The organism is Rickettsiales bacterium (assembly GCA_025210695.1).
In the GTDB taxonomy this organism is placed as follows: domain Bacteria; phylum Pseudomonadota; class Alphaproteobacteria; order Rickettsiales; family CANDYO01; genus CANDYO01.
The window spans coordinates 1-14025 of record JAOARE010000025.1 but is presented as its reverse complement, the minus strand read 5'-3'; the positions used below and the strand labels follow the sequence as shown (position 1 = coordinate 14025).

Below are 14025 nucleotides of genomic sequence, written 5' to 3'. Positions count from 1 at the left end.
ATTATGCAGCCTTCTCTTGAGTTGATTTAGCAGCCCGTGCAAGTTTAATTTTCTTTTTTAACTGAGATGCTTTAAGAGATAGCAATTTATCAGGTTGTGACATAAGAAAACTATCTAATCCACCGTGCATATCTACAGATTTTAAAGCTCTAGCTGAAATTCTTATTCTAACCGAACCTAAAACATCGCTCATTAAAGTAACTCTATGTAGGTTAGGTAAATAGCGCCTGCGGCTTTTACGATTAGAATGAGATACATTATTGCCAGTTAATACCGTCTTTCCGGTAAGTTCGCATTTGCGAGACATAATTTCTGTCCTTATTTTTAATAATTAGAGAATACAAGTAAATAACGCAAATAATGCTCCAAGTCAAACAATTTTTGTGATATACATAAATAAAGTTGTAATATAAGGTTCATTCGAGTCTAAAAAATGATCAAAAAAGTTGAATATTTTATTGCTTGGCGTTATTTAAAATCAAAAAAGCAAGAAAGGTTTATATCTGTGGTAGCATTATTCTCTCTTGTTGGAACAGCTTTAGGAGTTGCCGCCTTAATTGCAGTTATGTCAGTGATGTCCGGTGTTAGAACAGAATGGACTAATAAGCTGATAGGTGCAGTTGGAGATATAAATATTTACCCTAAGCTGTCATCTGAAATAAATGCTTATCAAGCTGTTGTAAAAAATGTCACTCAAAATCCACATGTTATTCATGCCATTCCAGTTATTGAAAAACAAGTGTTAGTTTCAGCCAATAATAATAATTCAGGGGTTCAAATACGTGGAATTGAAGAAAAGGATTTACAAAAAAAATCCTTAGTTGCTGATAATATAATAATTGGTTCTTTAAATGATATGCCAGATGATGGTATTGTAATTGGGTCAACTTTGGCTAATACTTTAAAAGTGAATCTTGGTGACTCTGTTAAGATAATTTCGCCTCAAACTAATGATGTTTTTATTTCTAACATTCCTAGGTTCAAAACTTGTAAAGTTTCAGCTATATTTTATTCTGGTATGCATGATTTTGATTCATCAGTGGTTTTTATAGGAATGGAATTAGCGCAAATTTACTTTAAGATGCCTAATCAAGTAAATTTAATCGAAATAACTATGCTGAATGCAGAAGACTCTGATCTTTTATCAAAAGTATTAGATAAAAAGTTGAAGTATCAATATATTTTGATTGATTGGAAACAGAGAAATTCTGCAATTATTGGTGCTTTGCAAACAGAAAAAGTGGCCATGTTTATGATTTTAACTTTGATTATGGTAGTTGCTGCCTTTAATATTATATCTAGTTTAATTATGTTGGTTAAAGATAAAACTTCAGATATTGCAATATTACGTACTATGGGTGCTAGTAAAAATTCAATAATGCGCATTTTCTTTATTTGTGGTGCTTCAATTGGAGTTTTAGGTACTTTTATTGGAGTTATTTTAGGTGTAAGCTTTGCTAAAAATATTGATAGTATTAGATTATTCTTACAAAAAATTACTGGTACCGCTATTTTCGATCCATTAGTGTATTTCTTGTCATATTTACCTGCAAAGGTAAATATAGGCGATGTGGTGACAATTACCGGAATGTCATTAACATTATCTTTTTTAGCTACTATTTATCCAGCTTATCGTGCAGCTAAATTAAACCCGGCAACAGCTTTGAAGTATAAATAGATGAATCCATTAGAAGTAAGAAATATTTATAAAAGTTTTTCCCAAGGAGATCATTATTTAATGGTTCTTAAAGGTGCTGGCTATACTTTGGAGCCTGGCATGGTATCTGCTTTAATAGGGCCTTCTGGCTCTGGTAAAAGCACCTTTTTAGAAATAATAGGATTGTTAGACAAACCTGATTCTGGTGATGTTCTCATTAGAGGAGTTAATATCAGTAAAGCTAATGATGAAAGATTGACTAGAATTCGTGGACGTCATATTGGTTTTGTTTATCAATTTCATCATTTGCTACCAGAATTTACAGCTCTTGAGAATGTTATGCTTCAAGATTTAATTAATGGAATGAGTAAGAAGCAAGCTCTCAAAAGAGCTATGCATATTTTAGAATTATTAAAGCTTGATACAAGGCTGAATCATCTACCATCTGAGTTATCAGGAGGTGAACAGCAGAGAGTTGCAATAGCAAGGGCATTAGTTAAATCTCCTTCTATTATTCTTGCAGATGAACCAACAGGTAATTTAGATCCATATAATGCTGAGTTGGTACTGGAAATATTTATTTCGGCAGTAAAAGAGTTAAAACTTGCTGCATTAGTGGTAACTCATAATGAACAACTAGCTCGTAGAATGGATGCAATTGTTACACTTAAGGACGGTAAAATTACTAGTTTGTAGTGTTTGTTTATTAAAAAACAATATTTCATTTGCTGGCGCATGGACGCAACCAAAAGGTGCATCGGAAGTTATTTTTCAAATTGAAAATAAAGAGTTATTTAGTTTTTATAAAAATGCTCTTGACCATGAAAAAACTGATTCCAGTATTTATGTATTTCAATATTACGATTTATTTTATCAATATGGGGCAAAAGATAGCCTAACGATTGGTTTTAATGCTAAGTGGTATAATTATCAAAGTTATTTGAAGGATTATTCTAGTTTAGATAAAAGCATATTATTAAAAAACAATGATTCACGTGCTCAGTATCAAATAGAACAGCAATATTATATAGATTCTCATTATAAATTATATGAACAGAGTTTAGCAGAATATAAATTTTTTGCTCAAACAGAGTTATGGTCTAATGAAAAATCAGTTATATCAACTAGGCCTAGTATAGGCGGATTTGCTTCAGATAATATAAATATGATAGGAGCAACCTTTTTATATGGACAGAACTTTAAAATAGGATCAGTGCCAAGTTATATTAATATTGAAGTAGGGGTGGATAATATTTTTAATAGTTCTCTTGTTGATTCAAGCAGTGTTGATTCAATGAAGATAACCATAGATTATACATTAGGACTGCATGTTTCAAAAAAGCAAATGCTTCTTATTCAGTCATTAAATAGTACGGACCCACTGCAAGCATTAAAAAGTTCTGGTGATTTATCAGATAATCGAGAATTTGCTAATATTGGAAAAATTTCTTGGGTTTATAAATATAATGAGCATGCATCCTGGCAAACCGGCTACTCCACTAATCTTACCAATAGAGATCAATACATTGTAAATTCGGTAATTACAGGATTATGGTTAAGGTTTTGATATGAAAATACATGAGTCTAGTTATCATTTAGAAGAGAGATTTCCTCAATATTCTATTAGATTATGGTTGCAAGGTATAAATAAGACAAGGCTCTATGGCAGCTGTTTACTACTGATATTGGCTATTATTCTTTATCCAGAGCGGACTTGTTTTTATGTGTTTGTAATTTTAAATATTTTATATTTTATAGTTCAATTATTTAGATTGCTTTTATTGATTATGGGTAGGTCTTCTAATCATAGAGAGACTTTAAAAGATCCAGATGAATTGCCAATATACACTATACTTATACCTATATATAAAGAAGATAAGGTATTAAAAAAATTGGTAAAATCTATTGAGAAAATAGATTATCCCAAAGCCCTCTTGGATGCAAAACTATTGGTAGAAGAAGATGATGATAAAACTCTTGAGGCTCTTAAAAAAATTACTTTACCAGAATTCCTTGAAGTTACTATAGTGCCAGTTTCCTATCCAAGAACGAAGCCTAAGGCTTGTAATTATGGTTTAAATTTAGCAAAAGGAAAATATGTAGTGGTTTATGATGCAGAGGATCGACCACATCCTCAGCAGTTAAAAAAGGCTATTGCTAAATTTAATATAAGTCCGCCTGAAGTGATCTGTATTCAAGCTAGATTAAATTTTTATAATAAAAAAGAAAATAGTTTAACTAAACTTTTTGCCTTAGAGTATAGTTTGTTATTTGATTATATATTGGTAGGTTTAAAAAGGCTTAATATGCCAATTCCTTTAGGAGGAACCAGTAATCATTTTATTAAAGAAAAACTAGAAGAAATTGGTGGTTGGGATGCGTTTAATGTTACTGAAGATGCAGATGTTGGAATTAGATTTACCATGAAGGTTATCGCACAAGCTTAATTGCCAATACTACCTTGGAGGAGTCTCCTATTAGTTTAAGAGCCTGGCTTGTTCAAAGATCAAGATGGATAAGGGGACATTTATTAACAAGCTTACTTCATCTTAAGAATTGTAATAAGCTAAAAACGAAAGAAATGATAGGTTTGTATCTATGTTTATACATGCCAAATCTAATTTATTTTTTGTTGCCAATTTATTTTTTGATGCGTTGTTTTATAACTGAGTCAAATGAGGTAGATCTATTATGGCAATTTAATTTATTATTAGGGATTATCTTGCCAATGAGTTATGCTATATTTATTATAATAACAAAAAAATGGCGCGGTCTATTTTTATCAGTAGTTTTAGCAGTGTTTTATTATTGGCTTTTGCCAATTGCAGGTATTAGAGCATTTTGGCAGATTTTTAGAGATCCATTTTATTGGGATAAAACAGAGCATGGTGTAAGTATTAATTATGAAGAATAAATTTTCTCTAACTACAATTATTGTTACTTTTTTTGGCGTAGGATTTTCTCCAATAGCTCCTGGAACTTTAGGATCAATAGTAGCTTTTCCTTTATATTTTCTTTTAGCTTTAGGGTTGATTTACATAAAAGGAGGTGTTTCTAGTTTAGCCTCTCCTGATCTAACTAATAGTTTGTTAGTATTTTTTACAGGTTTGTTTTTTGTTGGTGCTTGGGCTATAGATCATTATAGTGCTCGAACAAAGAAGCATGACCCTAAAGAAGTAGTAATAGATGAAGTGGTGGGACAATCTCTTACTATATGTATTATAATTTTCTTCTTACCATATATTGGAGTTGATTCTTTAAAAAAGTTTATAGATATAGGGATTAGTGAAATTAATTTAGTTTGGATAAATTTATTTTCAGCTTTTGTTCTATTTAGATTATTCGATATATTTAAACCCTGGCCTATAAATTATATCGATAAGAATTTTAAAGGTGGTTTTGGAGTCATGCTTGATGATGTTGCTGCAGCAATTTTTGCAAGTGTATTTCACTATTTTATCTTTTATTCGGTAGTTGATAGATTATAAAGCTTCTTCAGTAGCGCTTTCTGTGGTTTTTCCTATAAGATTTACATGATCTTTAATGCTACCTAAAAATAGATCTTTTTCTAAAATTATCTTTGAGGTGCAACAATAACATGCACAGGATGCTGTTATGGCTATTCCTATTAGGATTAATGTTGAATAAATTGGATTTTCTGGAAGTTCTGAGCTGTCATATGTGGTAGAGTTGATTGTTGTATTGCTGGGGAGAGAGCGATGGGTGAAGCTTCTTAAATTCATAATTTTATCCTCATTTAATGTGATAGAAAGAATTTATATTTAAAGCATAAAGTAAGTTTATTAATTTTAGATTAATGATGCTGGATTAATATTCTACTTTAGTTATAGCATAATCATGCTAATATGAAGAAGATATATAGTAAGGTGTAATTTTCTATGTCAGGTAATAGTTTTAAGCTCTCATCTAATTTTACTATTTCTCCAGCACAAGAAGCAGCCAAGAACTCTTTGGTCAGTGGGGTAAAAAACTCCCAACAGAATCAAGTATTACTTGGTGTTACCGGTTCTGGAAAAACTTTTACTATGGCAAATATTATCCACGATTTACAATGCCCTGCATTGATAATGGCGCATAATAAAACTTTGGCCGCGCAGCTTTATGAAGAAATGAAGGGTTTTTTTCCTGATAATGCAGTAGAATATTTTGTTTCTTACTATGACTATTATCAGCCAGAAGCATATATCCCAAGGACTGACACTTATATTGAAAAAGATGCGTCTATTAATGAGCAAATCGATCAGTTTCGCCACTCAGCTACTAGAGCTTTATTTGAAAGAAATGATGTTATTATTATTTCTTCTGTGTCGTGTATTTATGGTCTTGGTTCTCCTGAGAGCTACTCTGAATCTAGGTACCAAATCAATCTTGGAGATAAAATTGCCCCAACTACTTTAGCAAAAGAGTTAATAGCACTACTTTATGAACGCAATGATTATGAGTTTTCTCGAGGAAAATTTAGAATAAAGGGAGATGTGGTGGATATTTTTCCATCGCATTATTCTGATAAAGCTTGGAGAATTTCATTTTTTGGTAATAATATTGAATCAATTGTAGAAATTGATGCTTTAACAAGCCAGAAGAAAGAAAAATTAGATAAAATAACAGTTTTTCCAAATAGTCATTTTATTTCTTCAAAAGAAATAATATCTGGAGCTATAACCCAGATAATGGATGATTTAGACCATCGCTTAGAATATTTAAAAAGCCAAGATTTAGGATTGGAAGCACATCGACTAAAACAAAGAACCTTATATGATATAGAAATGATGCAAGCTTCTGGAACATGTAAGGGAATTGAAAATTACTCTCGCTATATAACAGGAAGAAAAGCTGGAGCTCCTCCCCCAACCTTATTTGAATATTTTCCTAAAGAGTCAGTGTTATTTATTGACGAAAGTCATGTTTCAGTTCCACAAATTGGAGCTATGTACAATGGAGATAGAGCACGAAAAACTTCTCTTGTCGAACATGGATTTCGACTTCCTTCAGCATGTGATAATCGTCCGCTTAAATTCGAAGAATGGGATAATATGCGCCCCAAGACTATCTTCGTTTCAGCAACTCCAGGTAAATTTGAATTGGGGTTAACTGATAATAAACGAGTTGAATTATTAACCCGTCCAACAGGGTTAGTCGATCCTATTTGCTCTATAAGACCAGTTGTCAATCAAGTTGAAGATTTATTATTTGAAATAAAGGCTTTAGTAAAAAAAGATCTACGTGTTTTGGCTATCACTTTAACCAAGAAAATGGCAGAGCATCTACAGCAATATTTAATAGAACATAATATTAAAGCGGCTTATCTTCATTCTGATATTAAAACTTTAGAGAGGATAGATATTATTCAGCAATTACGCAAAGGAGAGATTGATGTATTAGTAGGTATAAACTTACTTAGAGAAGGATTAGATATTCCAGAATGTGGTTTAGTGGCAATTCTAGATGCAGATAAAGAAGGATTTTTACGCTCTGAAACTTCATTGATTCAAACCATAGGCAGAGCTGCTAGAAACGTTGAAGGAAAAGTGATTCTCTATGCTGATAAGATAACAAATTCTATTCAGAAAGCTTTGGATGAGAATGAGAGAAGAAGAAATATCCAAATACAATATAATCTAGATAATAATATTATTCCGGAAACTATTACCAAATCTATAAAAGAAGATTTCTATAGCTTCAACATTGAAAAAATTATTGAGCCAGTAAGTAAAAAAGCGTCTCCTGAAAAGATATCTAAAACAATTAATGAATTATCTTATAAGATGTTTAAAGCAGCAGGAGACTTAGATTTTGAATATGCTGCAAAGTTAAGAGATGAAATTAAAGAACTAGAGAAAATTCTTCAGTTAGGATAAACATCTTTTAATTAAATAAATTCCTGATAAATCCAGGGGTTAATGCTGTTAGGGTATCAAAGGAAATTTTAGGATCTTTAAGGTTTCCTTTAACGGAGAAATTGGCTCCAAATAATGCAGAATCTTTTCCTCCAGAGAGAATACTTCCAACTAATGGTATATCAGAAACTAGTGAATTAATACCATATGCAGAAGGAATATAAATTCCTTTAATATTTATAGTGCTTTCTTTAAAATTTATATTACCAGAGAATCTTATGGTATATGATGGGCCTTTTATTCTAGCATTTTTAATTTCTAAAGAGCCATTATTAAATTCCCAATCAGCATCAAATGATTCTGCAGGTAAGGACCCCCCTTTTAATGATTGGGCCACTGCTTCTGGAGAATTTAAAGGTGACAACACACCAAGAATAATTTTGGTGAAAGCTGAAGTATTGGTAAAAGCAAAGTCATCTAACGAAAAAGTTCCATGGTAGGATAATATATTTTTTGTTTTTTTAGGGGACCCTTTGATCCAGATTTCTCCTTTTTTAGTATTTTGATAAATTCCAAAATCTTGAGCAAATATTGAAGCATTTTTGCTGTGTAATATATATTGAGTTAAGTTATCTTTTTTAGATTTAACAATAGATATTTTTTCTTTATCTGCAAAAGCTTTAAAGTCTATGTCTATAGGATTATTACCAATTTGAATAATTTTTCCTGTAATATCATGTAGGTAATTTTTATTAGGCATGCGCGCTTTATCTACAGCAAAGACAATTTTATAATCAAAAGAATTTTTGTTATTAGAAGAATTTCCACCTAAGGAGTAATCGTTTAAATTAATGTATTCTGCTGAAAGATTATAATTATAGATTTTATTTTTGTATAAGCTTTGAAAGTCAAATCTATTTGGCCCAATTCTAAAATCTTTAAGCTCTAAATTGGTTAGTTCATCATTTGTTATATTAAATGATATATCACCAGATATGTCTTTTCCATTCATAGTGCAAGATTTACTTCTAATGACTTTATTATTAAAGTCACCTGAGCATTTTATAAATAGGTCTGCTGATTTAGGTTTTGTATATCCAAGAGGAGATAAATATATATCGACATCTGAAAAATCTAACTCCACATCCCATGATTTAGGCTTTAAATGAATTATAGGTTTTATTAGTCCATTTCTAAATGATATTTTATCTTGAAAATTTAATTTTTTGTTAGCGTCTATCTCTGCGATTATATTTATTTGTCCCTCGGGATTTCTATCTGACTCATTATCTAGGTCTATTTCTATAGAGAAATTTTTATATCCATTTAATTTTAATTTAATCTCATTATCCTTATTTAATAATTGAAAGCTGCCATCTTTAAATTTAATACGTTCTTTTGTGTCTAAAGTAACATTATTAATATTAGCTTGGGCATCAATTTTAAAACTCTTAAAACTAAAATCTTCAAAAATTGGAAAATTTAAATAAAGCATTCCATCGAAATATCCTTTAATAAGAGGGAAGTCGATATTATAATTCAAAAGATCATCTGATATATTCTTAGGAATGAATTGATTTAGGTTAGCAATATCTCCATTAACCTGAGATTTAACAGATAAAGTAAAGTTATTAAAGGGGATATCTAATTTAATATTTTTAAGATTGCATCCTGAGGTTTCTGCTGTTTCTGCATCTAAATAAAGTCCATGACCATCGATCTTCAGAATTCCATCTATTTGTGAGATAGGACTATATTGCTCAAGATATTTCAAATCCATGTCCTTTAATTTCATAGATACATTAATGGATTCTTTGGGGGGAAGATCTTTTTGTAGATCTTCTTCAGTAAGTGTGAATATTCCCTGTACCTTGGTTACAATGCCGTTGTTAATATTATTAGTTACCCAAGCTTGAAGGTTAGGTGATATATTTCTAGGCCAGAAACCATCTAAATAATTAATGGGGAGCTGTGATATATTTGTTTGGAACTTTGCTGATTTTAGATTATTTTTATCAAGATTAAAATCTCCGCTGAAGGATGCTTTAAAACTGTTTGCATATTCAAAATGGATTTTTTTAATCGATAGTTTCTCTAGTTGATAATCTAGATTTAAAACAAATTCTTTTAGATCTAATTTACTCAGATTATTTTTTTGGGGATCAACCCATCCTGTTTTGCTAAACAAATTTAATGTTGCCTGATAGTCTTTAAAAAGACCAAAGCTTATTGTTATTTTTCCATCACAAACTATGTAATTATATTGAATGATGTTATCAATAACAGAGGTTATTTCTACAGGAGCATTTAGACTAATTAAATTTGTTATTTCGGTATCAAAGAGATCTAACTTAGCTAGAGCATCTAGGGATAATAGATTAAATGACAAATTAAGGTTTTTAAGCTTTATAAAAGTAGAAGAATTTTTGTCTATTTTAGCTGAAGATACATCAAGCTGGATCTCTTTTCCTAAGAAAATAAGTTTAGCTCCTTCTGTTTGAATTGTTAATTTGTTATCATAGTACTGAAGAAGTTTTTGAAGGTTATCGTTACTAACAGTAAAACTTCGGGTATTTAAAGAAACCATAGCTATTATTAAAAGCAGAGCTAGTCCAGTTGTAAATAAAGTAACGTTTCTTAAAAGTTTTATAATAATTCTCATAATTTATTATGTCTTAGAATGTGTAGAATTAGAGGTTTTCCCCCTTTTTTTAAATAAGTATAATTGATTAATTGGTTAGCTCATAGTAGAATCTTAAAAACATCAATAATTAAACCGCTATAAGGATTTTTATGAGCATCAAAAGACATGTTTTGCAGCTGATTACTATTATAATTATTTTATTTAGCGGCGTAGCGAAGGGACAAGAGCAGTATAATGCTAAGGATTTTAGAGTTACTTTAAAACCTTTAGGGCAATATGCGATAATATCTTTTGAGTTAAAAAATAATGCCAAGTTTTACTGGAGGGAGCCTGGAGAATTAGGCCTTCCTACTAAGTTTAATTTCTCCAAATCTAGAAATATAAAAGATACAAAAGTTTTCTGGCCAGTTCCTGAATTATACTTAAAAAACAATGTTGCTAGCTATGTTTATCAACAAGATACAGACTTCATCGTAAAACTCACTCCTAATGATCCCAATAAAGATATTCATTTGGATGTTGATATTAGTTTTGCTATTTGTCAAAAATCCTGTAGCACTTATAACATAAATTTGTCTAACGTTATTACAAATGATTCCTATGATTTAGGGGTGGCAATGGAAGCTCTAGCCAAAACTCCTCAAGAAAATGGTAGCGAAGGACTTAACATACATAAAGTGGAACAAGAGGTTATAGATGGTAAACATTGGCTTAATATTGAGTTTACAAATGAAAAAACTTTATGGGATCCACAAATATTTTTAGATTTACCTGAATATGTCAATTTTGAACCAGCTGATTTTAATGTCATTAGTAGCCAGGACGGTCAAATCATTCGTATACCTTTTGAAATTAATAATAAAAGATATTTAAAGATTGAAGATAAGATATATATAAATCTTGTAGCTGACAATGGACACAGTGTTGAGTTGACAACAACTCCGATTACAATAAGTGGAGAAGAAAGCTTAAATTCATTTATATGGATTTTATTGATGGCTTTATTAGGAGGAATGATATTAAATGTTATGCCTTGCGTCTTGCCGGTATTAGCATTAAAAGCTTTGCACTTAATAAAATTAGCGGGAAAAAATAAAAATCTTATTAGAAAGAATTTGATAGCGCAGAGCGCAGGAATTGTTAGTACATTTATTTGTTTTGCTTTGTTAACCTACGGGCTTCAGTTCTTAGGCTATCAGACAGGGTTAGGTATTCATTTTCAGCAACCGTTTTATCTTATTACAATGATTCTGGTATTAAGTTTTATAGCTATAAACTTACTGTCTAAGGAAGAGTTTAGTATTCAGGTGCCTCATTTCCTAGTTAAGATTTTTCATATTAAATCAGAGCAAACTGGAATATTAGGTTTTTTTGCTAGCGGGGTATTATCTACATTGCTTGCAATACCATGTACTGCTCCATTTGTGACTATTGCAATAGGGTTTGCTTTAACAACAGATTTCTTAAAGATGATAATAGTATTTACGGTGATGGGAGTTGGGATGTCTACGCCATATATAGCTATGGCATCTTTTCCTAAAATGGCTAAATTTCTTCCTAAGCCCGGTCCTTGGATGGAAGTATTTAAGAAGATTTTAGGAATGGCGGTTATAACTACTAGTATTTGGTTAATTTATGTGGTTTCAACTCAGTTAGGTTATAAAGCAGCGATAACTATATTTTTGCTCTTACTTCTAATAAAGTTTATTGTTAATGAGAGAGAATTTCTTACCAGCAAGGCTAGAACTCTAATTTTAGCCGTACTTATTGGGTTAAGCTATTTTCTGCCACATAACTTGTATATGGAGAAGCAATATAATGCAACTTTAGTGGAAAGTACCTGGCAGGATTACGAACCATCTGCTATTGATTCTTTAGTTGATGAAGGATATGTGGTTGTGGTGAACATATCTGCCTCTTGGTGCGCAACATGCGGTCTTAACAAGGTAACCACTCTTGATAATGTTGCGGTTATTAATGCAATGGAAAAATTTAAAGTTATTGCCATGAGAGCAGATATTAGCAAAAGTACGAGTAGTGACGTTTCTAATTTAATGAAAGAAAAGAACCATCATGGAATTCCATATACTCTAGTTTATAGCAAGAAATACCCTAAAGGAAAGGTTCTACAAACTGTTCTTACGCCTAATGTGTTTATATCAGCCATTAAAGAAGGTCTGTAGTTTGTTCAAGGAGATTTAGATCTCCAAGATCTACCCAGTCAATTTCGATATATTCTTCGGATGTTTTAAAATCCTGGTATTCTTGTTCATCTTCTTGATCGGTCCATTCTGGTTCAGTTAGTGCCATGTAGTGGCCATTTGGAGAAGACTCCAGTATTTTTTGTTGTTCTTCTGCTGTTAGTTTATTAAATCGATCATGGATATTTATCTCAATAGATTTAAAGTCAACAGTTCCATGCACTGCTCTATTCAAGGTATCTAGACATTTACTTATTGCTGTACTGGCTGTATTTCCTTTGCAGTGAGCATGGTATAAATTATATCCAAGGCATGTTGCAGATGATAATAAAATTACGGGCACAGGAAGTGTTGATATTATTATTGAGTGAATGGGAAGAGCTAAAGGTAAGGCTGTTGTAGCGCAGTGTATTGTTGCATTTGTGGCAGCAAGATAGGTTAGAGCTGTGCCACAATATGCGGTTGTTTTTAAAACTGGTAGAAAATTTTGTAAGATGTCATTAGAGGCAATGATTCCATTCTTTATTTCGTTTATACAGCCACCCATAAAAGGTAATGGGTTTGTTTTATAGCTCTCAAGGCTATGAGCTATTCCTCCGTCTTTGGTTTTATTGATGTATACATAGTCATCTACAAAAATTGCTTCCATTTCTTCTGTACATGGATAGAAATTTGCTAAAGAGCTTTCTTGGTTGAAGTGTTTTTCCTCTAAGGAGATATTAGAAGACCATAAATATCCCTGTTTTAAGAGCGAATTATTAGAAGAGAAGTTATTAAGAAAAAATTTATTGTCAAATATATGTTGTTGTGTAAGCAAGTTATTAATAAAGGTGTTATTAATGAAGCTGCATTGGTTTATAAGAGCATCTTTTAAGTTAGTGTTTGTGAAGTTACATTCCAAAAAGTAGCAATCTTTATATTCTCCTAAAAATTTTAAATCTTCAAAGTTTTCTTTTTCAAACAAAATAGAGATTTCTAGTGTCTCATCCAGACTTAATTTATCTATAATAAATTCTTTAAAGCTCATTGGCTCTTCATCATATATTATATTAGAGGGAGTAGGATAATTTTTTAAGTGATAATCGTTTAAATATGTTAGGTAAGATTTTAAGTCGGAAGTTGTGGATTTTATAGTTAGCATAGTTTTTTAATACTCTTGAGTTAGCATTAAAACTGCACAATATAACATTTATGTTTTCTTGTCAAGAGAAAAATTAATATTTATTAAACTATGATAAATAAGGATATTTTTTTGTAATATAAAACTGTATACAGAAGGCATGGGGTTGAGGACAATCGAGCGAGCCGAAGGAATTTCTACGCCGCTATTAATTCATTGGATTAGAAAGTTAGGAAGAATGCTTAAGGCACATTTAGTCAGTTCAGAGATTCCAAAACACGCAAAAGATATCGCCATATTGGAAGTTGATGAGCTTTTTACTTTTTACCAAAAAAAGAGCAAAAATCTTACGTATGGCTTGCTGTGGACCGAAACAGGAATAAAATTATTGATATTGTAGTTAGTCGTAATCGAGAAAAATGGGTTTATGTTAGAATGGCCCAAAGACTCAAAAAGAAAGGCTACAAAGTTCAAATACTTTGTACTGATGGTTACGAAAGTTATGGTTACTATAAATTAGCCAAACGGCACGTAGTTAGTAAAGC

The 14025-nt window shown here is 31.2% G+C and carries 13 protein-coding genes; 9 read left to right on the top strand and 4 right to left on the bottom strand.

The annotated features are described in order from the left end of the window. Position 1: 1 nt before the first annotated feature. On the bottom strand, positions 2 to 307 hold the full coding sequence (gene rpmB / locus N4A31_04200; protein ID MCT4635432.1) for a 50S ribosomal protein L28: 306 nt from the start codon (positions 305 to 307) through the stop codon (positions 2 to 4). A gap of 126 nt (positions 308 to 433) precedes the next feature. Here rpmB and N4A31_04195 point away from each other — a divergent pair, with 126 nt between their 5' ends. From N4A31_04195 to N4A31_04170, 6 genes are all read left to right on the top strand, one after another. Then, positions 434 to 1678: a lipoprotein-releasing ABC transporter permease subunit gene (locus N4A31_04195; GenBank protein ID MCT4635431.1), complete on the top strand. Its 1245-nt coding sequence runs from the start codon at positions 434 to 436 to the stop codon at positions 1676 to 1678. Further along, the gene (locus N4A31_04190) at positions 1679 to 2353 is read left to right on the top strand and encodes an ABC transporter ATP-binding protein (protein MCT4635430.1); all 675 of its coding nucleotides are present in this window, start codon (positions 1679 to 1681) and stop codon (positions 2351 to 2353) included. It abuts the gene before it with no gap. Then, positions 2310 to 3224 carry a hypothetical protein gene (locus N4A31_04185; protein MCT4635429.1) on the top strand — a complete coding sequence of 305 codons (915 nt, stop codon included), beginning with the start codon at positions 2310 to 2312 and terminating at the stop codon, positions 3222 to 3224. The genes N4A31_04190 and N4A31_04185 overlap by 44 nt, the downstream gene beginning before the upstream one ends. 1 nt (position 3225) lies before the next feature. After that, a complete protein-coding gene (locus N4A31_04180; protein MCT4635428.1) occupies positions 3226 to 4104 on the top strand; it encodes a glycosyltransferase in 879 nt (292 codons plus the stop codon). Positions 4105 to 4385: 281 nt separating this feature from the next. Continuing rightward, the gene (locus tag N4A31_04175) at positions 4386 to 4571 is read left to right on the top strand and encodes a hypothetical protein (GenBank protein MCT4635427.1); all 186 of its coding nucleotides are present in this window, start codon (positions 4386 to 4388) and stop codon (positions 4569 to 4571) included. Beyond that, entirely contained in the window at positions 4561 to 5145 is a 585-nt protein-coding gene (locus tag N4A31_04170; GenBank protein ID MCT4635426.1) for a phosphatidylglycerophosphatase A, read from the top strand. The genes N4A31_04175 and N4A31_04170 overlap by 11 nt, the downstream gene beginning before the upstream one ends. Here the strand turns inward: N4A31_04170 and N4A31_04165 are convergent. After that, positions 5140 to 5400 (bottom strand): hypothetical protein, encoded by a 261-nt coding sequence (locus tag N4A31_04165; GenBank protein MCT4635425.1) that lies wholly within the window; start codon positions 5398 to 5400, stop codon positions 5140 to 5142. The two genes, N4A31_04170 and N4A31_04165, sit on opposite strands and share 6 nt — an antisense overlap. Positions 5401 to 5556: 156 nt before the next feature. Here N4A31_04165 and uvrB point away from each other — a divergent pair, with 156 nt between their 5' ends. Continuing rightward, positions 5557 to 7536: an excinuclease ABC subunit UvrB gene (gene uvrB, locus N4A31_04160; GenBank protein ID MCT4635424.1), complete on the top strand. Its 1980-nt coding sequence runs from the start codon at positions 5557 to 5559 to the stop codon at positions 7534 to 7536. A gap of 7 nt (positions 7537 to 7543) precedes the next feature. On the opposite strand, the gene N4A31_04155 is transcribed toward uvrB, so the two are convergent. Then, entirely contained in the window at positions 7544 to 10177 is a 2634-nt protein-coding gene (locus N4A31_04155; protein MCT4635423.1) for a DUF3971 domain-containing protein, read from the bottom strand. Positions 10178 to 10308: 131 nt separating this feature from the next. Between N4A31_04155 and N4A31_04150 the strand changes: the two genes are divergently transcribed. Then, a complete protein-coding gene (locus N4A31_04150) occupies positions 10309 to 12342 on the top strand; it encodes a protein-disulfide reductase DsbD family protein (GenBank protein MCT4635422.1) in 2034 nt (677 codons plus the stop codon). Here N4A31_04150 and N4A31_04145 read toward each other — a convergent pair. Then, positions 12326 to 13501 carry a hypothetical protein gene (locus N4A31_04145; GenBank protein MCT4635421.1) on the bottom strand — a complete coding sequence of 392 codons (1176 nt, stop codon included), beginning with the start codon at positions 13499 to 13501 and terminating at the stop codon, positions 12326 to 12328. The genes N4A31_04150 and N4A31_04145 overlap by 17 nt on opposite strands. 139 nt (positions 13502 to 13640) lie before the next feature. Between N4A31_04145 and N4A31_04140 the strand changes: the two genes are divergently transcribed. After that, the gene (locus tag N4A31_04140) at positions 13641 to 13880 is read left to right on the top strand and encodes a hypothetical protein (GenBank protein ID MCT4635420.1); all 240 of its coding nucleotides are present in this window, start codon (positions 13641 to 13643) and stop codon (positions 13878 to 13880) included. Positions 13881 to 14025 lie beyond the last annotated feature (145 nt).

Coding starts and splice junctions, on each gene's coding strand:
- uvrB (MCT4635424.1), top strand. CDS start 5,557: ATGTCAGGTAATAGTTTTAAGCTCTCATCTAATTTTACTATTTCTCCA.
- N4A31_04145 (MCT4635421.1), bottom strand. CDS start 13,501: ATGCTAACTATAAAATCCACAACTTCCGACTTAAAATCTTACCTAACA.
- N4A31_04180 (MCT4635428.1), top strand. CDS start 3,226: ATGAAAATACATGAGTCTAGTTATCATTTAGAAGAGAGATTTCCTCAA.
- N4A31_04190 (MCT4635430.1), top strand. CDS start 1,679: ATGAATCCATTAGAAGTAAGAAATATTTATAAAAGTTTTTCCCAAGGA.
- rpmB (MCT4635432.1), bottom strand. CDS start 307: ATGTCTCGCAAATGCGAACTTACCGGAAAGACGGTATTAACTGGCAAT.
- N4A31_04185 (MCT4635429.1), top strand. CDS start 2,310: ATGCAATTGTTACACTTAAGGACGGTAAAATTACTAGTTTGTAGTGTT.
- N4A31_04170 (MCT4635426.1), top strand. CDS start 4,561: ATGAAGAATAAATTTTCTCTAACTACAATTATTGTTACTTTTTTTGGC.
- N4A31_04155 (MCT4635423.1), bottom strand. CDS start 10,177: ATGAGAATTATTATAAAACTTTTAAGAAACGTTACTTTATTTACAACT.
- N4A31_04195 (MCT4635431.1), top strand. CDS start 434: ATGATCAAAAAAGTTGAATATTTTATTGCTTGGCGTTATTTAAAATCA.
- N4A31_04165 (MCT4635425.1), bottom strand. CDS start 5,400: ATGAATTTAAGAAGCTTCACCCATCGCTCTCTCCCCAGCAATACAACA.
- N4A31_04175 (MCT4635427.1), top strand. CDS start 4,386: ATGAGTTATGCTATATTTATTATAATAACAAAAAAATGGCGCGGTCTA.
- N4A31_04150 (MCT4635422.1), top strand. CDS start 10,309: ATGAGCATCAAAAGACATGTTTTGCAGCTGATTACTATTATAATTATT.
- N4A31_04140 (MCT4635420.1), top strand. CDS start 13,641: ATGGGGTTGAGGACAATCGAGCGAGCCGAAGGAATTTCTACGCCGCTA.